A 20964-nucleotide genomic window follows, 5' to 3' on the forward strand; every position below is an offset into this window, starting at 1 on the left:
AGAGAGATTGAGGGGGCACAGTGTCCGTGCAGTCGCCGCGTGAGCCCGACGACGAGGCGTCCATACCCGACGAGGTGTGGCGCAGGTTCGAGGAGGACAGCGAGCGCGACATCAGGGCGTCGGCGCCCAAGGAGCCGTCCGCGCGGGCGCGCATGGTCGCCGAGCGGCTGCGCCGCCTGGACGAGGAGGCGGCGCGGCGGCAGGCGCAGGGGGTCGTGGGCCGCAAGCGGCGCAAGCGCAGGGAGGAGTCCGCGCAGCCCTGGCGCCCCGACGAGTGGCGCGCGGCACCCACGGGTTCCGTACACGGCGGCGGATCAGGGCGGTGGCGCCAGGTGCGCAGCGTGGTGATCGTGGCGGGCTGCATGGTCCTCGCGATCGCGCTCCTCAGCCCGTACCGGTTCTGGCCCTGGCAGTGAGGGGGCGGCGGCGCCTCCGGCGGTGCGGGGACGCTGCCTCCGGCGGTGCGGGAACGCTGCTCCCGCGGTGAGGGAACCGGTGGCCATCACTGGCCCGGACGACGGTGCGGGCCGTGCGGAACCGCGGACGGCGATCTTCAGTCGTAGAAGGGGTGCGGGTGACTCCGCATGGATGTGTGAGGCGTGGGTGTGCCGGGATCCCTGTGGTCGGCGCAGCCGCGCCAAGGGAAGCGGGGGAACGTGAAGACAACTGTGTCGCGTGTCGTGGTGTCCGTCTCGGTCGCGGCCGCGCTGGGCCTGACCGCCGCGTGCGGTGGTGGTGACGGTGCCGGGCGTGACGGCGGTGGGTCTTCGACGTCGCAGGCGAAGCCGAAGCCGAAGTCGGATCCGAAGGGCTCCGTCGAGGGCGAGGGCGGCGAGGGCGGTTCCGGGTCGGCGGCGGCGAAAGAGCTGAGGGCGTCCCTGGTGGCCAAGGGCGACGTGGAGGGGTATTCCGTCGGCCGCAGGGAGCGGTCGAAGCTGGCGGCCGTGTCGGACGGCGCTCCCGCGAACCCAACTGCCTGCCGACCACTTTCGGACATGCTGGCGGCCGCCACCCCGCCGAAGGCCACGGCGCACGCCGGGCGCACGGTGACGCAGGAGAGCCGCCGGGCCGAGGGTGGGGCGACGGACGTCGAACTGTTCGCGTACGACAGCGCGGACGGTGCGCGCGACGCGCTGCGGGACCTGCGGTCGGCGGTGAAGTCGAAGAAGTGCGCGGCGTTCCGCGCGGGCGGCATGCGGTACACCGGTGTCGCACCCCGGTCCGCCCCGGACGGGGGTGAGGAGGCGGTGGCGTACAAGATCGGCAGTCATGAGGAGTCGTACGTGCGGCGGCACTCAGTCGTCGTGGTCCGTGACGGCTCGACGCTCGTCTCCTTCGCCGCGAAGAACTTCTACGACCCGCAGGGGGTGGCCGCCGGTGAGGAGTCCCGCGCGGCGGGGGGCGGGGATGTTCCCGGCTCGGCCGGGGCGGACGAGGAGCCGGTGGTTCCGTCGACGGTGGTGGACGCGCAACTGAGGAGGGTGGGGTAGGGCGCAGCCCAGTTCCGGCCCCTCCGGCGTTTGCGGAGCGGGGTCCGGGGCGGAGCCCCAGTTTCGGGAAGGGGCGGGCTCGGGGAGCCCCCGGCCAGGGCACTCCGAAGCGTACGGAGGCCCTGGCAGGGACACCCCGAAGCGTGCGCGGCCACCTCAAGCGCCGTAAAAGGAGCGAAGGGCCCCGCGGGACGGATCCGCGGGGCCCTTGGCTGTCAGCACCGACGTCAGGGCAGCGTCGGTGCCTCAGAGCGGCGCCCGGGGGAGTGCGCCGCTGGCTGAACGAGCCGGTGGCCTACCCGGCGCGCCGGGGGAGCGCGACTGGTTTAGACCAATGGCAATGGAGTTGTGAAGAACGGGGCTGCGAGCCCCTCTCCTCTACGCATCGTGGAGGATGGCCCGTTCTCCGCGCAACCGTTTCGACGACATCTCGACAGGAGGGACTGAGAATGGCCGGGGCTGCGAAGACGGTGGGGCGTGGGGCAGCGGTGAGAACGGATTGATGAGCGGTGGGGGGTGCGCGGGTAGCGCGGGAAACCGGGGGGAATGTCGGCGGCCGGGGGCGCCGGGGAAGCGTGGGACGCCGGGAAGCGTGCGGGACCGGGGGGCGCCCGGGAAGCTGGTGAGGGGCGGGGCGGGGCGGTGGGGAGGGGGACCGGGCCGACCGGCCCCGGGCGTCCCCGGGGCCGACCGTTCCCTGGGTGACCGGGCTGCTGTCCCCTGCCGTCCGGTCACTTCTCTGGGACGAGGTCCCACGGCGTACACGTGACGCGTACGCCTCATCGCCCCAGCGGAGCCACGCGTGGTTCTTGCGGCCCGCCCCTGGCTGGCACGGACACCGGGACCAACGAAGCCCGTCCGGAACCGGTCACGCGCCGTACGGGTGAGAGCGGATCCGAACTCAGGTCCGTGGCGCAGCGGTTCCGTGCCTGCCGGTGCCTGCCGGTGCTTCCCTGCACCTACCAGTGCCTAACCGGTGCTTCCCTGTGCCTGCCCGTGCCTGCCGGTGACCCCCGGTTTCCCGCCGGGCTCAGACGCGGCCCCGGCACAGTTCGAGGAGCGTCATGGCGAGCTGCGTGCCGGGCTTGCCGAGGGCGTCCCGGTAGTGGCTGAGGATCTCCATCTCGCGGGCGAGGTGCACGCGCCGCCCGCCCGAGCCGATGCGGGCCTCCTGGACGACGGCGGAGACGGCCATGCGTTCCTGGACGAGCCCGATGATCCGGTCGTCGAGCGCGTCGATGCGCTCGCGGGCACCACCGATCACTTCGGCGGCTCCGGGACTGCGGGCGCCGGAGTCGGTGGGCGTGGTGGCGGTGCCGGTGGCGGTGCTGGCTTTCATGGTGGGGCTCCTCGTTCGGGTGCGGGGCCCCGGGGCGGCGACATTGCCCGGAAACGACAGGACGCCCCGGGCCTTGTCGGCCCGGGGCGCCTGGGAAGTCGCTTGTCGTTACGTCAAGCAGCTCGACCATGGCAGCCGGCGGGCCGGGTGCCATAGGTAAAGACGGAGGTCGAGTGCTTACGCATGGCGGGGAGTGTAGTCGACGAAGCGGGGGGCGGCTCCCGGGGTCCGGGCGGCGCCGGTACGGGACGGGGGTCCAGGGTGAGGGCCCAGGACGGGGGTCCAGGGTGAGGGCCCAGGGTGGGGGCCCAGGACGGGGGTCCAGGGTGGGGGCCCAGGGTGGGGGTCCGGCGGCACGGAGCGAGAGCCCCCTGCACGGGCCGCAAGCCCACCGCACAGCCCGGGAGCCCCCCTGCACAGGGGGGGCCAAGAGTGCTGCGGGCACCCCCGCCCCGCCCCCGTTAGAATCGAAACCAGTCACCCCTTGCTCACCGCCGGAAGGCAAACCGTGCCAGTAGCGCCGCCCGCCGCCCCCGACACCGTCCTGGTCGTCGACTTCGGAGCGCAGTACGCCCAGCTCATCGCCCGTCGCGTCCGCGAGGCCCGGGTCTACAGCGAGATCGTGCCGAGCACCATGCCGGTTGCCGAGATGCTCGCCAAGAACCCCGCGGCGATAATCCTCTCCGGCGGCCCGTCCTCGGTGTACGCCGAGCACGCTCCTGTCGTGGACCGTGCCCTCTTCGAGGCCGGTGTCCCCGTCTTCGGCATGTGCTACGGCTTCCAGTTGATGGCGACGTCCCTCGGCGGCCAGGTCGACAACACCGGCGCCCGTGAGTACGGCCGCACGCCGCTGCACGTGTCCAAGTCCGGCTCGACCCTCTTCGAGGGCACCCCCGCAGAGCAGCCGGTGTGGATGTCGCACGGCGACGCGTGCAGCGCCGCCCCCGAGGGCTTCGCCGTCACGGCCTCCACGGACGTCGTCCCGGTCGCCGCCTTCGAGAACGACGAGAAGAAGCTCTACGGCGTCCAGTACCACCCCGAGGTCATGCACTCCACGCACGGCCAGCAGGTCCTTGAGCACTTCCTGTACCGGGGCGCGGGCCTCACGCCGTCCTGGACGACCGGCAACGTCATCGACGAGCAGGTCGCCGCCATCCGCGAGCAGGTCGGCACCAAGCGCGCCATCTGCGGCCTGTCCGGCGGCGTGGACTCCGCGGTCGCCGCCGCCCTCGTACAGAAGGCCATCGGCTCCCAGCTCACCTGCGTGTACGTCGACCACGGCCTGATGCGCAAGGACGAGACCGAGCAGGTCGAGAAGGACTTCGTGGCCGCCACCGGCGTGCAGCTCAAGGTCGTCGACGCCCAGGAGCGATTCCTCGCCGCGCTCGCCGGGGTGTCCGACCCCGAGGAGAAGCGGAAGATCATCGGCCGCGAGTTCATCCGCGTCTTCGAGCAGGCTCAGGCCGAGATCGTCGCCGAGGCGCCGGGTGACCAGCCCGTCGAGTTCCTGGTCCAGGGCACCCTGTACCCGGACGTGGTGGAGTCCGGCGGCGGCACCGGCACCGCCAACATCAAGTCCCACCACAACGTGGGCGGCCTCCCCGAGGACCTTGAGTTCCAGCTCATCGAGCCGCTGCGCAAGCTCTTCAAGGACGAGGTGCGCATGGTCGGCCAGGAGCTCGGCCTGCCCGACGAGATCGTCCAGCGTCAGCCCTTCCCGGGCCCGGGCCTCGGCATCCGCATCGTCGGCGAGGTCACCAAGGACCGTCTCGACCTGCTCCGCGAGGCCGACGCCATCGCCCGCGAGGAGCTGACCGCGGCCGGCCTCGACCGTGACATCTGGCAGTGCCCCGTCGTGCTGCTCGCCGATGTCCGCTCCGTCGGCGTCCAGGGCGACGGCCGCACCTACGGCCACCCGATCGTGCTGCGCCCCGTGTCCTCCGAAGACGCCATGACGGCCGACTGGTCCCGCCTGCCGTACGACGTCCTGGCCCGCATCTCCACCCGCATCACCAACGAGGTCGCCGACGTCAACCGCGTCGTCCTCGACGTCACCAGCAAGCCCCCGGGCACCATCGAGTGGGAGTAGCCCCCGCGGCCCCGGCCTGCCTCCAGGCTTGAACGCCGGTGCCGCCGTCCCCGATCCGGGCGGCGGCACCGGCGTTCTCACATCCACCTGGTCTTCTTCAGCGGCCGCCCCGGCCGCCAGAGCTGCACCGCCAGGTACTTCTTCTCCTCGATGTACGTCCGCACGACCTCCGTCAGCTCCGTGCGGAACAAGTGGAACGCCGTCGGGTCCGGCGGCCGCACCTCGTCCGCGTACGACGCGATCGTCTCCTGGTCCCGCACCTCCACCGCCCGTCCCGCGATGCGTACGTCGCCGCCCGCCATCCCCGTGCCCGCCCCCGGATTCGCCTGCAGCGCGAACCGTCCGTCGCGGCGCAGGTCCAGCGCCTTCAACGAGTCCGGCATCATCCCGAACCACAGCTCCCCGTTCAGGAACCGCACTTCCAGGCCCGTCGTACGCGGCGACCCGTCCTTGCGCAGCGTCGCCAGGACATGGTGCGTGAACTGCCCGAACCGGTCCTCGACCGTCCGCGCCAGCTCCGGTTCCGCAGCCGAGAAAGCCGCCCAGTTGCTCGTCATACGACGATCCTCGCGGGCAAACCCGACACCCCCTGTCTGCTTTTTCGCGCCGTCGCCCCCGGCACGTGAGCCCCGCCGCCCACCCCTCCCAATTCCGTACCCGCTCCCCAGGAGACCCCTGTTGTCCTGCGCTGACCGGAGGTAACTTCCGCTCCGTACGGCCAGGGATGCCAGAGACGGAGGACCCATGCAGGCGCCCACACCGATACCCGTCGAGCGGTTGCAGTTCGCGATGCCGCCGGTGCACGAGACTCCGGAGGACGAACGCCGCCACCGCAAGGAACGGCTCGCCGGTGCCCTCAGGATCTTCGGGCGACTCGGGTACGAGGACGGCGTCTCCGGGCACATCACCGCCCGCGACCCCGAGTACGACGACTGCTTCTGGGTGAACCCGTTCGGCATGCCCTTCCGCCACATCACCGTCGGCGACCTCGTCCTCGCCAATGGGGACGGCCAGGTCGTCGAGGGCCGCCACCACGTCAACCAGGCCGCCTTCACCGTGCACGCCCAGGTCCACCGCGCCCGGCCCGACGCCGTCGCCGTCGCGCACTGCCACTCCACCTACGGCCGCGCCCTGGCCGCCCTCGGCGAACTCCTCGAACCGATCACCCAGGAGTCCTGCGCCTTCTACCAGAGCCACGCCCTGTACGACGCCTACACCGGCGTCACCGTCGACACCGACGAAGGCCGCCGCGTCGCCGCCGCCCTCGGCGACCACGACGACCACAAGGCCCTGGTCCTGCGCAACCACGGGCTGCTCACCATCGGCGGCTCCGTCGACGCCGCCGCCTGGTGGTTCATCTCCATGGAACGCTCCTGCCGGGTCCAGCTCGCCGCCCGCGCCGCCGGCCGCCCCGTCCTCATCGGTCACAAGGAGGCCGTCGAGACCCGCGAACAACTCGGCAGCGACCTCGTGGCCTGGATCAACTACCAGTCCCTGTGGCAGGACATCAGCCGCAGCGAACCCGACCTGCTCACCTGACCCGGCCCCCGCCACCGCACACGCGTACCACACCGGACGCCGCGTCAACCCGCGGATCGCCGGACCACCCGCGCTGACCTGAACCGTGGAGCACGTACAGGCGTCCGTGCGGCACAATTCCCATACACCGCAAGGAAGTTCACGGACGCGCGCCCGAACAGAGATCCGGACGCGCATCCCGCGGTGACTCCGGTCAAGGGTGGGGAAGGCGGCGTACGCGGTGGCGGTGCAGGAAGCCAGGCAGGGGACCGGGGTGCACGGAGGTGGTTGCGCGTGCGGTGGCAGCCCGCACGGGGCGCGCGAGGGGCATCGGCGCGCCGTCTCCGAATTCATCGCCAGACGGGACGAGTTGGCAACTGGGCACGGAGTGCCCGCGGCCGTCGTGCACTCCGCGGGCGCATCCCGCCAGTGGGTGTCGGACGAACTGACCCAGTCCGCGCGGCTCGTCGCCGAACGCGGCCGCGCCGAGGGCGACGCCTGGCTCGCCCGCCTGTGGCCGCGCACACTCGTCGTCGTCTGGGCCGCGGTCGTCGTCCTCGTGCTCGTCCAGGCCCTCACCGCCATCGGCACGGGCTGGACTCCCGCACGCACGGCCGGGCTGCTCGCCGCCTTCCTCGTGGGCGTCACCCTCAGCGGCGCCGCATATCTGCACCGCGCCCGCGGCGGCGTACTCGCCCCCGTCATCGGCGAGGACAACCGGCTCTCCACCTCCCGCGCCGTGGCCGCCTGCTGGGTGCTGTTCGTCGTCTTCGCCGTGCTCGTCCTCGCCTGCGAGCTCGCCGCGGCCTCCGGCCACGGCGCCCGCGACGAACTCGTCGACGGGCTCAGGCTCGGCCGCGCCGCGGGCCTCGTGACCGTCCTCGCCGTCGTCTGCGGCGTCGCCGTCCTCGTACGCCGCGTCGTCGGCCTGCGCGTCCTCGCCCAGCGCCTGCAGAAGGTACGCGCCCACCGGCCGCGCGCCGCCGACCTGCTCACCGACGACGCGGGCCGCGGCCACTTCGCCGACGTCCAGTACGTCCTCGTCAGCGCCGTCGCCGTGGTCTTCGCCGCCGTCCGGCTCGCCCGCCGCCCCGAGCGGCTGCCGGACCTGCCCTGGGGCCTCGCCCTGCTGGTACTCGTGTCCGCCGCCACATACCTCGCCGGCAAATACGCCGAGGGCGGCCGGCCCGTCATCCTGTCCGTCGTCCGCTCCCGCGAGGCCGGAGACCTGGACGCGCCGATCCGCACCGGTGACGACATCGAGATCCGCGGCGCCGGCTTCGTCCCGCCCGGCGCCGGCAGCGCCGACCGCCTGGCCAAGATGGCTGTCCGCATCGGCACCGTCCACGTCCACGTGCCCCTGGTGCCCGTCCCCGGCGGCTTCACCAACCCGACGGACGCCGTCCTGACCGTGCCCGTACCCGTCGACGTCGAACCCGGCCGCGTCGACGTCCAAGTGATCACCGCCGCCGGTGCCGAGACCAACCGTTGCACCATCGACGTCACCGACTGACCGACCCACGCCACCAACCGCCCCGCGTCAAATGGACGCATGGCTTCCCCCTCCCCTGCTCCCAAGATCCCGGGACCCCCTGCGGCCTCGTGAAAGCCGCCGAGGAATCCGCCGAGGAATCCGCCGCACACCACTGAGCGGCGGGTGCCTCCTCTACGTATCGTCAGTCGACGAGGCAACGGCCGAGGTGCGGAGAGGCGGCGGACAGCGATGGCTCACGGCATGCGCACGGACAGCCACAACAACTACGTCAGGCGGAACGACTGGCGGGACAACGCCACCCACTACGCCCTGCTCCCGCTGAGGATCTTCCTCGGCGTCACCTTCATCTACGCGGGCCTCGACAAGATCACCGACAGTGCCTTCATGAAGGCGAAGGGCACCGGTTCCCTCGGCGAGACCATGCGCGGCGTCCGCGACCTCGCCGCCTTCCCCGAACTCGTCGACCTCGCCCTGAAGAGCCCCGTCGGCTTCGGCTACGCCATCGCCTTCGGTGAACTCGCTGTCGGCATCGGCATCCTGATCGGTCTGCTCGCCCGCATCGCCGCACTCGGCGGCGCCCTGATCTCCCTCAGTCTCTGGCTCACCATGAGCTGGCACGAGGAGCCCTACTACTACGGCAACGACCTCCCCTACCTGATGGCCTGGCTGCCCCTGATCCTCGCCGGCGCGTCCTACCTGTCCGTCGACGCATGGCTCGCAGCACGCCGCAACTCCAGAGGCCTCGGCCTGGGCTAGGCCGACTGGGCTTGACCGGGGATGACTGGGCTTGACCGGGGATGACTGGGCTTGGGTTGGGCCGACTCGGCTTGGGCTGGGCCCGAGCGCCGCTAGCCCGCGCCCGGACCGGACGTCGGCGCTCTGTCCGGCCGCTCCAGGGGTCTCGCCGCGTCCTCCGGTCCCACCGACGTGCCCGCCGACGTGCCCGCCGACGTGCCCTGCGGACTGCCCTCCGGGGTGTCCGGACGGCGCGGGGGCTCCAGGTCGCCGGAGAGGTCGCCGCGCGCCGAGGCTCCTCCCGCCTGGGAGCGGGTCGGGGAGCCGGTCCGGGAGCCCGCCCGGGACCCGGCCCGAGGGCCGCGACCTCTGCGTATGAGGTGGGTCGCCGCCGCTGTCGCCGCTGCCAGGAACAGGCCTCCCGCCACGATCGGGATGATCGCGAACCAAGGGGTGTCCCAAAGGCCACCTGCGTCCCCCGCGTACACCAGCCCGGCCACGGCCAGGAAGAGGCCCGCCACGAGCCTGCCGGGCTGGAACTCATGACGCAGCACGTGCCACCTCCACCTGTCCGACGCCGACTTCGAGCCGCAGCTCGACCGTGCCGCCGTCCTTCGCGCCCCGGGGCGGGGCGAGGGTCTTCGTCTCCGTCCGGGCCGGGGAGATGTCCACGTCCTCGTTCCTCTCGTCAGGGAGCTGGATGTCACCGACGCCCACCTCGGCCCGCAGCTTCACTTCGGCGTCCTTCGGGACGATCACCTTCAACCGGCCCGCGCCGACTTCCGCCTCGGTCTTCAGCGTCTGGTCCTTGCGCAGGGCGATCCGGCTCAGGTCCAGCGTGCCCACGCCTGTCCCCAGCTCGTACTTCGGGCGGACGTCCGCCGTGGCCGCCGGGTGCCAGTCCGTGCGTATCCAGTCTGTGGTGATGCTCTTGGGCAGGGCGGCCGAGCCCGCTACCAGGGCCGCGACGATCAGCGCGAGCACGATCGAGCCCGCGCCCGTACGCCCGGCGAAGGAGCTGATCACCAGGCCGACGCCAAGCACGGCGAGGCCGCAGGCGAAGCCCATTTGCAGACTCGTGCCGAGCGGTTGGTCCTCCCAGGTCAGGGCCGTGCCGAGCGAGCCCGCGAGCACCATCGCGAGGAACACCCAGCCCCCGATCCAGCGCGGCCCGCGCGGCCCGCGGGGTCCTGGCGGTCCGGTGGGCACCGGGCCCGGGGCCCACCGTCCCACGGGCGCGTGCGGCGCGTCCGGTTGATACTCCACCGCTACCGGGGCCGGGCCCCAGAAGTAGTTCGGCACCCCTTCGTGCGCGCCGCCCTTGGTGAGGGGGTCGCGCCACCAGGACGGGGCGCCGGCCACCGGCGGGGCCAAGGTCTCCGGCGGTGCGTCCGCCACGGCATGGGCGGCCACCGGGTCCGGGTCGGGGGCGCCCCGCTGCTGCGACCAATACCCCGCGCCCGCGAGCAGGAGGGCGAGGACGGCGGCGAAGGTCAGGGCACTGCTGTTGTTCAGCAGGGTCAGAAAGACGCCGCAGCCCACGAGAGAGAACAGCACGGCCGTCAGCGCATGGCCGTCCACGCGGCCGGTCAGCAATCGACGCGCCTCGTTCTCCTCCTCGTCCTCATAGGGGATGAACAGCCACGCGAAGCCGTAGAACACCAGGCCGAGGCCGCTCGTGATCGCGAGGACCGCGAGGCCGATGCGGAAGATCACCGGGTCCAGGTCGCAGTGCCGCCCCAGACCCGCGCACACGCCGCCCAGCTTGCGGTGCCGGCGGTCGCGGCGGAACTTGCGCTCACGCACGGCCTCCGGCCCGCCCGGCGCCTCGGCCGGGGCGGAGAGATGATCGCGCGGCGGGGCCTGCGGGCCCGGCGCGGGCTGCTGATCTGTCATGACTCCATGGTGACCTCCAGCGCCGCGCCGCGGCAGGCGGGACAACCCTGGCCGAACCCTGAAATCACCCCTGACCATCCCGGAGCGTCCGCCCCTGATCCGGCCGCGGGGGGCCAGGCGGGGCGCCCGGCGGGGCGGCGGAAGGCGTCGGCGAGAGGCACGCGAGGCAGGGGCAGAGATCAGGGGAGTCTCGGGGCTCGACCCTGATGCCCCCGCCTGCGCCCGCGTGTGAATATCGGAGCATGCCGGAAGCCGCAGTACCCATCGAAGACGAGCGGCCGCTGCGGAAGCTCTATCGCAGCGGCGAGGGCCGCCTGCTCGGCGGGGTCGCACGCGGCCTCGCCGGGCATCTGGGCCTGCCCGTCATCTGGGTGCGGATCATCTTCATCGGCCTGTTCCTCGCCAACGGCCTGGGCGGGCTGCTGTACGCGGCGTTCTGGTTCTTCGTCCCGCTGGGCGTGGGCGGCGTCGGCTCGCAGGCCCAGCGGCCGACCGTGGTCACCACGGAGACGGCGCCGGACGGCCGCCGCAAGCTCGTCACCCGCAAGCCGGACAAGGGCCAGATCGTCGCGCTGCTCGCGATGGTCGTGGTCGCCGTGGTCTTCGTCGGCAGCGTGGACCTGGGCGCCCCGACGCAGGCGTATCTGTGGCCCACGCTGTTCGTCGCCGCGGGCGTCGCGCTCGTCTGGCGGCAGGCGGACAACGCGCGCAGGGCCCGCTGGATGGAGGTCGGCCGAAGACGCCGCACCCTCACCATCGCGCGCACCGCCGCCGGTGTGCTCCTCGTCGGTGTCGGCGTCACCGGCATCTTCGTCCTGCGCGGCTCCGCCTCCGACCTCGGGGCCGCGCTGCAGGCCGCGCTCGCCGTGCTCGTCGGCATCGCGCTGCTCGCGGGCCCCTATCTCGTACGCATGACCCAGGACCTCTCCGAGGAGCGGCTGATGCGCATCCGCGCCCAGGAGCGCGCGGAAGTCGCCGCGCACGTGCACGACTCGGTGCTGCACACCCTCACGCTGATCCAGCGCAACGCGGACAGCGCCGGGGAGGTGCGCCGCCTCGCCCGAGCCCAGGAGCGTGACCTGCGTGCCTGGCTGTACAAGCCGGAGGGCACCGGCAAGGACGAGGCGGAGGAGCCCGACACCCTCGCCGAGGCGGTCCGGCGCGACGCCGCGGAGGTGGAGGACAAGCACGGCGTCCCCATCGAGGTGGTCGTCGTCGGGGACTGCCCGCTCGACGAGAGACTGACGGCACAGACGCAGGCCGCGCGGGAAGCAATGGTGAACGCCGCCAAGTACGGTGGCGAGGGCGGCGCGGTGCAGGTCTTCGCCGAGGTCGAGGGGGAGACGGTCTTCGTGTCCGTGCGGGACCGGGGTCCGGGGTTCGATCTGGATGCCGTGCCCGACGACCGCATGGGCGTACGAGAATCGATCATCGGCCGTATGCAGCGCAACGGCGGTACGGCGCGGTTGCGCGCGGTGCCGGGCGGCGGCACGGAAGTCGAGCTGGAGATGGAGAGGACGGCGGCGACATGAGCGACGCGACCGAAGCGGGCGGGCCCGCGGAGCGGGCGGAGACGGCGGGGGCCGCGGGCCCGGCCTCCGGAGCCGGTGCCGCCGCTGGGGCGAGTGGGGCCGCCGGGGCGGGCGGGACCACGAGGACGAGTGAGGCTGCCGGGGCGGGCGGGGGCGTCGGGGCCGGGGGTGAGTCGGGGCGGCTGGTGAAGGTTGTCCTGGTCGACGACCACCGGATGTTCCGCACGGGAGTGCAGGCGGAGATCGGCCAGACGGCACGTACGGGTGTCGAGGTGATCGGGGAGGCCGCCGACGTCGACCAGGCGGTCACGGTCATCACGGCGACGCGCCCCGAGGTGGTGCTGCTCGACGTGCATCTGCCGGGCGGCGGCGGGGTCGAAGTCCTGCGCAGATGTGCGCCGTTGATGGCGGACGCGGAGAACCCGGTGCGGTTTCTCGCGCTTTCGGTGTCGGACGCGGCGGAGGACGTCATCGGGGTCATCCGGGGCGGTGCCCGCGGTTACGTCACCAAGACGATCACTGGTACCGACCTGGTGGACTCGATCTTCCGGGTCCAGGAGGGCGACGCGGTGTTCTCGCCCCGGCTCGCGGGCTTCGTCCTGGACGCCTTCGCTTCCACGGACGCGGCCCCGGTGGACGAGGACCTGGACCGCCTCACGCAGCGCGAGCGCGAGGTGCTGCGCCTCATCGCGCGCGGGTACGCGTACAAGGAGATCGCCAAGCAGCTCTACATCTCCGTGAAGACGGTCGAGTCGCATGTGTCGGCGGTGCTGCGCAAGCTCCAGCTCTCCAACCGGCACGAGCTGACGCGATGGGCGACGGCGCGGCGCCTGGTCTAGCGATGCTGAAGGTCGGACAGCACGCACTATGACCGTCCGGTAGGCGCCTGCGCGATCACGCGGTTACTCTGTGCGCGACGAGAGGAGGAGGGTGTGCTGCTGAGATTTCGCGCGGCGAACGTACGGTCGTTGCGTGAGGAGCAGGAGCTGTCCTTCGTCGTGCCGGCGGGTGAGGAGTCGGACGCCGCTCGCAGCCTAGAGCTCTCCGACGGCAAGTCCCTCCAGGTCTACCCACTCCTTGGGATCTTCGGCGCGAACGCATCCGGCAAGTCCAACGTCGTTTTCGCGCTCAAGAAGATGCGCGAGGCGGTCCTCGGCTCGTACGCCCAGTGGACCTCCTACCAGGGCATCCCGCGGGATGAGTTCGCACTCGACCCGAAGGCTTCGGCTGAGAGCACCTTCTACGAGGCCGACTTCGTCCTGGATGACGGAGTTCGCTGGACGTACGGCTTCGAGCTGGGGGCGCAGCGGGTGGAGTCGGAGTGGCTCCACGCCTACCCCAAGGGGCGCAGGCAGGTGTGGCTGGACCGCGATGCCGCGCGCCAAAACGTCTTCGAGTTCCCTGGTGACCGCGTCCATGAGCGAGCTCTGCTGGTCCGTACGACCCGCCCCGACGCCCTCCTCCTCAGCCGAGCCGCGAACGACAACCATCCGCAACTGACCAGGATCTACGACTGGTTCAAGCGGAACCTCTGGGACGTCACGCCGGAGACGGAGCGGGCGCAGCGTGAGGCGTACACCGCCAGAATGCTCCTGGACGACGCGGCACGTGGGCGGATCGAGGAGCTGCTCCGTGTCGCTGATCTCGGTATTCGTGGCGCCGAGGTCGAGCGGAGACCAGGGCAGCAGAGCCCTCTTGTGCGGCTGCTTCACGGCAGCGGTGCGGAGGAGCCGGTGGCGCTCGACTGGAAGCGGGAGTCGTTCGGGACGCGCTCGTGGTTCGCGCTGCTGGGTCCGCTGCTGCTGGCCCTCGACACCGGGGCCGTGCTGCTCATCGATGAGCTGGACTCCAGTCTTCATCCTCGGTTCGCTGCCGAAGTGGTGCGGCTCTTCCAGGCTCCGTGGGTGAACACCAAAGGCGCGCAATTGGTGTTCACCTCGCACGACTCGTCGTTGCTCAAAAGTCCGCGTGGCGGGCGCCCGCTGGAGCCCGGGCAGATCTGGCTCACGGAGAAGGACGACGGGGGTGCCACCGAGTTGTATCCGCTAAGCGACGTGGACCCCGGTCCCGAGGAAGACCTCATGGACTCCTACCTCGCGGGGGCCTTCGGCGGCGTTCCGAACGTGACGCAAGGGCAGATCGGGCGCAGAGTGCTGACGGCACTGGCAGGGGAGGCAGAGCGTTCCTGATGGCGAGGGACAAGGGGCGGGACCAGGCGAGCCGGAGCAAGCAGCCGCGCGCGGACAAGAGGCCGCGCGAGGTGTTCGTCTTCACCGAGGGCGAAGTCACCGAGCCGGAATTCATCGAGTTCGTCACGGGGCACGGCACGCGCGCGCAGCAGGGCCGCACGGTCCGCTGCACCGTCGAGAACCAGAGCGCGCCGTCGAAGCGCCGCAAACCTCTCCCTCTCGTGGAGGAGGCCATCGTCAAATGGCGTGAGGTCGAGCGCGCGGCGAAGAAGGCGAAGCTCAAGCCGACGGACTGGAATTGGCCGCAGGTGTGGTGCCTCTTCGACCGAGATCAGCACGAGGACATCCCGACCGCCTTCTCGCGCGCGAGGCAGGCGAAACTGCACATCGCGTACTCCCACCCCTGTTTCGAACTGTGGCGCCTGCTGCATTACCAGAACTACACGAGCACCTTCGGCGGCGTCTGCGACAGCGCGGCGGACCGACTCAAGGAGAAGCCGGGCTTCGTGCAGTCGTACGGCTCGAATGTGCGGACGGTCTCGCGGGAGGACGCCAAGCGGATCAGGCCCGGACAGATGTTGGGGAGCTACAAGAAGGCACGCGGTTTCGCCCAGCAGCTCAGCGCGGTCCACACGGGACCCGACCAGACGCAGTGGGACCCTTACACGGATGTCTGGCGCTTCGTGGAGGAGGGCCTGGACGTGATCGACTACTGATCACATACTGCGCTGGTGCGGTTCTGGTGCGTAACGGCTCCAGGCAGGTGCCGACTTCGCGCAGCCGGTGATTCCCCGGGCCGCTCAAGGCTTAGGCTTCCGGATGCAACCGGACAAAAGAAGCCAGTGACCCAGGGGAGTGCCGCACGTGGCCAAGCTCACGCTCGCGCAGCTCGAACGCCATCTGTTCGCGGCGGCGGACATTCTGCGCGGCACGATGGACGCCGCCGAGTACCGCGACTTCATCTTCGTGCTGCTGTTCCTCAAGCGTGTGAACGACGAGTTCGAGGCGGCCCGTGAGGAGATCATCGGGGAGCGGCTGAGGGCGGGGGACTCGCGGGAGGACGCCGAGGACGAGGCGGAGCAGTTCGAGTACTACCGTCCGCGCGGGGTCATCTTCGTTCCCAAGGAGGCGCGCTGGGAGCGTCTGGCCGGGGCCATCGACAATGTCGCGTCGGACTACCTCCAGCCCGCCCTCGACGAGCTCGAACGCCAGGAGGGCAACACCGAACTCCGCGGTCTCTTCAGCCACGTCAACTTCAACCGTATCGGCGGTGGCGGCAGGGGCTCGGCGGCGGCGCTCGCCGACAAGCGGCTCGCGGCCCTGGTCGAGCACTTCGGCAGCGTCCGGCTGCGCGGCGAGGACTTCGAGTTTCCCGACATGATCGGCGCTGCGTACGAGTACCTGATCAAGGACTTCGCGGACTCGGCTGGAAGCAAGGGCGGCGAGTTCTACACCCCGCGCTGGGTCGTCCGCATGATGGCGGAGCTGGCGCGGCCGCACGGCGGCATGCGGATCTACGACCCGTGTGTCGGCTCGGGCGGAATGCTCATCCACGCCATGGAGTACATCGACGAGCACGGCGACGACTCCGACGACCTGATGCTCGCCGGGCAGGACGCCAACAGCGGCTCCTGGGTCATGGCCACCATGAACATGCTCTTCCACGGCGCGAAGCACTTCTCCTTGCGTACGGGGGACACCCTCACCAACCCGCTCCACCGTGAGGGCGACTTCGACCTCGTCCTCAGCAATCCGCCCTTCTCCATGGACTATCAGCAGGCCGAGGTGCCGGACCTGCTGAAGCGGATGCCGTACGGGCAGACGTCCGAGCGCGGCAAGGCTGACCTGATGTTCCTCCAGCACATGCTGGACATGGTGAGGAAGAAGGCAGGCCGGGTCTTCACCGTCATGCCCCACGGCGTACTGTTCCGTGGCGGCGAGGAGCGCAAGATCCGCGCGGAGCTGCTCCAGCGCGACATGATCCAGGCCGTCATCGGCCTCGCGCCGAACCTCTTCTACGGGACGGGCATCCCGGCCTGCGTGATCGTGCTGCGGGCGCAGGAGCGGACGGTCCGGAGGGATCGACGCGGCGAGGTCCTCTTCATCAACGCGGACCGGGAGTTCCACGCGGAACGCGCCCAGAACGTACTCCTGCCCGAGCACGTTGAGAAGATCGTCTCCACCTTCCACGCCTTCGAGGACGGGGACGGCCCCTTCCAGGAGGTTGAGGGCTTCGCGCGGGCGGTGAAGCGGGAGGAACTGGAGCGCAACGACTTCAACTTCAACATCCGCCGGTACGTGGACAACACCCCGCCGCCTGAGCCGCAGGACGTGCGGGCGCACCTGGTGGGTGGCGTCCCGGTCGCCGAGATCGAGGCGAAGAAGTCGCTGCTCGACGCGTACGAGATCGGGTTGCGGGACCTCTTTGCCGTACGGGAGGACGATCCCGCGTACGTGGACTTCCTCCCGGCGGGCGAGCGCCCGGACGCGGCGCGGCTCGCCGAGCTGGCGCGCGGGCGTGAGCAGAAGCTGTGGGAGGCCTTCGAGGAGTGGTGGAAGGCGGAGACGGAGCAGATCGCGGCCCTGGAGCCGGCCGAGGACGACGACCGCACGGAGCGGGAGCGAAAGCAGCAACTGGCCCGCCTGCGCCGCGACTTGATTACTTCCTTCCGGAAGCGGCTCCTGGGCGTGGGGCTGCTCGACGAGTACGCGCTGGCGGGCGCGGTCGCCGGTTGGTGGCATGAGGCCAAGAACGAGCTCAAGGCGCTCTCGGTGAATGGTTTCGCGGGTGTCGTGGACGGGTGGGTCGAGACCGTGGTGACGCGGCTCGCGCCCGAGCCGGACCCACGCACCGGGGGTGCGCGGGAGCGTACGGCGGCGGAGCGGCGGCAGGCGTACGACCACAAGGTGGTCGCGGCGATCGCCCCGAAGTTCCTGGAGGACCTGGCGTCGGCGGACCGTACGTACGCGGAGCTGGACGGCAAGGTCAAGGCGGGGCTTGAGGCGGAGGCCGCGCTGGCCGCTGCGCGAAAGGCTTTGACGGACGGCGAGGCTGCCGAGGGCGACGAGGCCGAGGGCGGTGGAGCTTCCGGTGAGGTGGATCCCGCGCTGGTGGAGGCTGTTCTCAGCGAGGCTGTGATGCGTGACCTGAAGAAGCGGCGTACGGCTGCGAAGAAGGTGATCGAGGAGCTGGAGGACGACTTCTGGCCGGTGGCCTCGGTCCGCAAGAAGAGGGGCAAGCCTGCGAAGTCTGGCGCGGGCGCCTCGAAGGGTGGGGCTCGGGCTGCGGCGCAGGTTCAGCAGGAAATGCTGCTGGTCGAGCTTCCGGGTGTGGGGGACGGCGGGACCGGCGGGACCGGCGGGACCATCGGGGCTGGTGGCCAGGGTGGCGATGGTCAAGACGCCGTGGAACGGAAGCCGGGGCTGGAGCGGGTACGGCTGGAGCTGGCCGAGGCTGGTGGCGACCGGGACGTGGTTCTGGGGATTCTGCGGGATGACCTGGCGGGGAAGCTGGGTGGGCATGTGGTGAGGCGGCAGCGGGAGTTGGCGGAGGGGTATCGGGTTTGGGAGGGGAAGTACGGGGTTTCGTTGCGGGATATTGAGGGGGAGCGGGACCGGGCGGCTGCTGTGGTGGGCGGCTATCTGAAGGAGCTGGGTTATGTCGGCTAACGACGTGTTTCCTTACCGGGCTTTGTCGGAACTGGCGGACGTTGCTGGTGGAGTCACTCTTGGGCGATCGATTCCGGAAGGCGCGAGCGTGGAACTGCCGTACCTGCGCGTGGCTAATGTGCAGGACGGGTACATTGACACCAGTGACATGAAAGCGGTCCGGGTTCTAAAGTCTGAGGTTAATCGATTCTCTCTCCGGCGCGGTGATGTGCTTCTCACGGAGGGCGGAGACTTTGACAAACTGGGCCGAGGTGCTGTTTGGGATGGGCGCCTTGATCCATGTCTCCACCAGAACCATGTATTTCGTGTCCGCTGCAAGCCCGGACTACTCTTGCCTGAGTATCTTGCTATTTACTTTGCTTCGCATTATGGTCGTTGCTATTTCCTGAGTGTGGCGAAACAAACGACCAACTTGGCAACGATCAGCTCGTCTGACCTCAAAGCGGCTCGTATTCCTGCGGTGTCCTTCGCCGAGCAACAACACCTCGCTCGGATGGTGTCGGCTCTGCGTAATGAAGAGCGTTCCATCGAGTCGGCCATTCAGAAGCTCCGGACTGTCCGGTCCGGAGTGTTGGGGGCGATGGTCCCTAAAGTGCCCTCCGCTGTAGATCTGCGCAACTCCCTCTGGCGGCCAGTGAGGGAGGTCGGGGATGTTCGCATGGGGAAGCAGCTTTCTCCGAGTAGTCGTGAGTTCGGGGTTCAGCTTCCCTATTTGCGAGTTGCGAATGTCCTGAACGGATGGATTGATTACTCCGACGTAAAGAAGATGGGGTTCAGTGATGTCGACCGGCGTGCATATCAACTTCAGCCGGGTGATATTCTCCTGAACGAAGGGCAGAGTCTTGAGCTCGTTGGGCGGAGTGCGATTTACCGTCGACCCGCCGGGGAGTTCTACTTTCAGAACACGTTGGTTCGTTTCAGGGCCGGAGAGGGACTCTTGCCGGAGTATGCGCAAGCTGTCTTCTCGAACTGGTTGGCCACGGGAGTCTTCGTCGCGATCGCCAAAAAGACCACGAGTATCGCTCATCTCGGTGGCGACCGGTTCGCGAGTCTGCCCTTCCCGCTCATCTCATTGGAAGAGCAGCAGCGTGTTGTCTCGATGCTGGCAGCGTGGGACGACCGAATTGCAGGCGAGCAAGCGGCGTTGGATAAGCTCCGGAGCCTGAAACAGGGCCTGACCGACGATCTGTTGTCCGGGAAGGTGCGGGTGCGTGACGTTGCGTAAGGCTACGTGGCCTGCGTGACGGTGAGTTCGAACCAGACTGTCTTGCCGACGCCCTCCGGGCGGGGTTCTGCGCCCCAGTCGTCCGACAGCGTGGCCACCAGCGTCAGGCCTCGGCCTGACTCGTCCTCCAGGGATGCCTGCCTTGGCGCGGGCAGCGTCCCGTTCGCGTCCGTTACCGCGATGTGGAGGCGGTCCGCCTTCAGCACGCAGCGGGTCCAGATTTCTCTGCCCGGGGAGACCGTCGCGTGACGGTACGCGTTCGTCAGCAGCTCGCTCAGGAGGAGCGTCGCCGTCTCCGTGACGGTGGATGACAGTTCCCATGAAGTCGCCTGCTCCCGTAGGAGAGTTCTCGCTCGGCCCACGCTCCTCGCGTGGCGTGGCAGGCGCCATTCGATGTCCTGGGGGAGGGGCGTGAACTCTCCTGGCGGCGTCGGCATGCGCGGCTCGTTCCTTGCGTGTGAGCTTTCGTCATTTGCTCAGCTCACGGTGGCTGCTCGTGCGTAGCCTCAGGAGTATCGACGCGGGTACAGAGAGTGGTTGTACCCGGCGTGAACCCAGGTGAGGTGGGTGCTGTGGGCGAAACCAACTCTCAGCCGCCGGTCGCGTGGCGGTACTGCGGTAGTCAGATCAAGCTGTGGCGTACCGAGGCGGGTGTCAGTCGTGCGGCGCTGGCCGACGAGGTCGGGTACGACTACGAGTACGTCAAGTCCATGGAGAACGGGCGGCGGCGGCCGACCCTGCGGCTGCTGCAAGTGGCCGACCAATTGTGCGGTGCAGGTGGCAAGTTGACGGCCGCGCAGGAGCATTTGAAGCCAGAGCCGTTCCCGCAGCGAACGCAGCAGTATGTGCAGGTGGAAGCCGACGCCATCGTCGTGCAGTGGTATGAGGCGCTGTTGATCCCTGGACTGTTGCAAACGAAGGAGTACGCGCACGAGCTGATCAGTAGTGATTGCCCGCCGCTGGATGAGGAGACGGTGGAGGAGCGAGTCGCGGCGCGGATGAAGCGTCAGGCTAAGCTGACCAGCCGCCCGCTGACGCACTTCAGCTACGTGATCCACGAGGCGGCTCTGCGCGCCACGGTTGGGGAGCCGGGGGTCATGAAGAGGCAGCTCCACCACTTGCTGGAGATCGGCAAGTTGCGCAACGTGTCGATCCAGGTGCTGCCGTTCGCGCTTGCGCCGTCCGTGGCGCTCAGCGGCCCCATGGTGCTCGTGGAAACTGCCGAGCACGAGCGATTCGGTTTCGTCGAAGGACAAGAGACCGGCGCGCTCTATGTCGAAGGCGACAGGCTGAGCACGCTCACCCAACGCCATGGCATGATCCGAATGCAGGCGCTCAATGTGGAGGAGTCTGCTCGGTTCATCAAGAAGGTGGCGGAGGAACTGTGAACGCCGAACTGTCGTGGTTCAAGTCCAGCTACAGCGACTCCTCAGGGGGCGCCTGCCTCGAAGTCGCCTACACCTGGCGCAAATCCAGCCACAGCAACGACTCCTTCAACGCCTGCGTCGAAGTGGCCGCGTGCCCTCACTCCATACGCATCCGGGACTCGAAGCTCGGGTCCCGTAGTCCTCAACTCGGCCTCCCCGCCCACGCCTGGGCCCACTTCGTCGCGTACGCACAGAGCTGAGCCCCGGGCTTCGGGGTTCGAGAGCCGAGACACGAGCGCCTTTTGTAAGGATTGGGTGGTTAGGTACCTACCATCCACCCCTCCCAACTGCCGCTCACGCCACCGCACATGACTTTTCGTGATCGGCTTGCCACGCGCCGTCGCGAACCTCTAGGTTCGC

19 protein-coding genes are annotated in these 20964 nt (G+C 69.7%); 14 read left to right on the plus strand and 5 right to left on the minus strand.

The genetic code is table 11. From position 1 onward, the window contains the following. Positions 1-26 precede the first annotated feature (26 nt). Entirely contained in the window at positions 27-416 is a 390-nt protein-coding gene (locus tag IG78_RS42035; protein WP_157855783.1) for a hypothetical protein, read from the plus strand. Positions 417-656: 240 nt separating this feature from the next. Next, complete coding sequence (locus tag IG78_RS0112500; RefSeq protein ID WP_157855784.1) at positions 657-1490, plus strand: hypothetical protein; 834 nt, start codon at positions 657-659, stop codon at positions 1488-1490. Between the two features lie 1030 nt (positions 1491-2520). On the opposite strand, the gene IG78_RS0112510 is transcribed toward IG78_RS0112500, so the two are convergent. Then, complete coding sequence (locus IG78_RS0112510) at positions 2521-2829, minus strand: chorismate mutase (protein ID WP_030562223.1); 309 nt, start codon at positions 2827-2829, stop codon at positions 2521-2523. 508 nt (positions 2830-3337) lie between these two features. Here IG78_RS0112510 and guaA point away from each other — a divergent pair. Then, positions 3338-4918 carry a glutamine-hydrolyzing GMP synthase gene (gene guaA, locus IG78_RS0112515; protein ID WP_030562225.1) on the plus strand — a complete coding sequence of 527 codons (1581 nt, stop codon included), beginning with the start codon at positions 3338-3340 and terminating at the stop codon, positions 4916-4918. Positions 4919-4995: 77 nt separating this feature from the next. Here guaA and IG78_RS0112520 read toward each other — a convergent pair whose 3' ends face one another. Then, positions 4996-5475 (minus strand): pyridoxamine 5'-phosphate oxidase family protein, encoded by a 480-nt coding sequence (locus IG78_RS0112520; RefSeq protein ID WP_030562227.1) that lies wholly within the window; start codon positions 5473-5475, stop codon positions 4996-4998. Between the two features lie 187 nt (positions 5476-5662). On the opposite strand from IG78_RS0112520, the gene IG78_RS0112525 reads away from it, so the two are divergent. From IG78_RS0112525 to IG78_RS0112535, 3 genes are all read left to right on the plus strand, one after another. Next, positions 5663-6457, plus strand: coding sequence for a class II aldolase/adducin family protein (locus IG78_RS0112525; protein WP_030562229.1), 795 nt, complete (start codon positions 5663-5665; stop codon positions 6455-6457). A 220-nt stretch (positions 6458-6677) separates the two neighbouring features. Then, positions 6678-7949 (plus strand): hypothetical protein, encoded by a 1272-nt coding sequence (locus IG78_RS0112530; RefSeq protein WP_030562231.1) that lies wholly within the window; start codon positions 6678-6680, stop codon positions 7947-7949. Positions 7950-8159: 210 nt separating this feature from the next. Further along, entirely contained in the window at positions 8160-8687 is a 528-nt protein-coding gene (locus IG78_RS0112535; protein WP_030562233.1) for a DoxX family protein, read from the plus strand. 92 nt (positions 8688-8779) lie between these two features. Here the strand turns inward: IG78_RS0112535 and IG78_RS47960 are convergent, their stop codons facing one another. Then, positions 8780-9220, minus strand: coding sequence for a hypothetical protein (locus IG78_RS47960; RefSeq protein WP_063760743.1), 441 nt, complete (start codon positions 9218-9220; stop codon positions 8780-8782). Further along, entirely contained in the window at positions 9207-10562 is a 1356-nt protein-coding gene (locus IG78_RS0112545; protein WP_030562237.1) for a PspC domain-containing protein, read from the minus strand. The genes IG78_RS47960 and IG78_RS0112545 overlap by 14 nt, the downstream gene beginning before the upstream one ends. 242 nt (positions 10563-10804) lie before the next feature. Between IG78_RS0112545 and IG78_RS0112550 the strand changes: the two genes are divergently transcribed. The 6 genes from IG78_RS0112550 to IG78_RS51255 all read left to right on the plus strand — a co-directional run bounded on the left by IG78_RS0112550 (position 10805) and on the right by IG78_RS51255 (position 19177). Then, positions 10805-12094, plus strand: a complete 1290-nt coding sequence (locus tag IG78_RS0112550) for an ATP-binding protein (RefSeq protein WP_030562239.1) — start codon at positions 10805-10807, stop codon at positions 12092-12094. Beyond that, positions 12091-12933 carry a LuxR C-terminal-related transcriptional regulator gene (locus tag IG78_RS42045; RefSeq protein ID WP_030562241.1) on the plus strand — a complete coding sequence of 281 codons (843 nt, stop codon included), beginning with the start codon at positions 12091-12093 and terminating at the stop codon, positions 12931-12933. The genes IG78_RS0112550 and IG78_RS42045 overlap by 4 nt, the downstream gene beginning before the upstream one ends. 93 nt (positions 12934-13026) lie before the next feature. Further along, complete coding sequence (locus IG78_RS0112560) at positions 13027-14283, plus strand: AAA family ATPase (RefSeq protein ID WP_030562243.1); 1257 nt, start codon at positions 13027-13029, stop codon at positions 14281-14283. Next, positions 14283-14999, plus strand: a complete 717-nt coding sequence (locus tag IG78_RS0112565) for an RloB family protein (RefSeq protein ID WP_030562245.1) — start codon at positions 14283-14285, stop codon at positions 14997-14999. The genes IG78_RS0112560 and IG78_RS0112565 overlap by 1 nt, the downstream gene beginning before the upstream one ends. 148 nt (positions 15000-15147) lie before the next feature. Then, entirely contained in the window at positions 15148-17952 is a 2805-nt protein-coding gene (locus IG78_RS0112570) for a type I restriction-modification system subunit M (protein WP_030562247.1), read from the plus strand. Further along, positions 17942-19177: a restriction endonuclease subunit S gene (locus IG78_RS51255; protein WP_078965517.1), complete on the plus strand. Its 1236-nt coding sequence runs from the start codon at positions 17942-17944 to the stop codon at positions 19175-19177. Before IG78_RS0112570 ends, IG78_RS51255 begins: the two co-directional genes overlap by 11 nt. A 2-nt stretch (positions 19178-19179) precedes the next feature. Here the strand turns inward: IG78_RS51255 and IG78_RS0112585 are convergent, their stop codons facing one another. Further along, a complete protein-coding gene (locus tag IG78_RS0112585; RefSeq protein WP_037686215.1) occupies positions 19180-19614 on the minus strand; it encodes an ATP-binding protein in 435 nt (144 codons plus the stop codon). 135 nt (positions 19615-19749) lie between these two features. Here IG78_RS0112585 and IG78_RS0112590 point away from each other — a divergent pair, with 135 nt between their 5' ends. Together IG78_RS0112590 and IG78_RS0112595 are read left to right on the plus strand one after the other, a co-directional pair. Beyond that, positions 19750-20565: a helix-turn-helix domain-containing protein gene (locus tag IG78_RS0112590; RefSeq protein ID WP_030562253.1), complete on the plus strand. Its 816-nt coding sequence runs from the start codon at positions 19750-19752 to the stop codon at positions 20563-20565. After that, on the plus strand, positions 20562-20804 hold the full coding sequence (locus tag IG78_RS0112595) for a DUF397 domain-containing protein (protein ID WP_030562255.1): 243 nt from the start codon (positions 20562-20564) through the stop codon (positions 20802-20804). Before IG78_RS0112590 ends, IG78_RS0112595 begins: the two co-directional genes overlap by 4 nt. The last annotated feature ends 160 nt before the right edge of the window (positions 20805-20964 follow it).

It is taken from the genome of Streptomyces aureocirculatus (assembly GCF_000720475.1).
GTDB lineage: Bacteria > Actinomycetota > Actinomycetes > Streptomycetales > Streptomycetaceae > Streptomyces > Streptomyces aureocirculatus.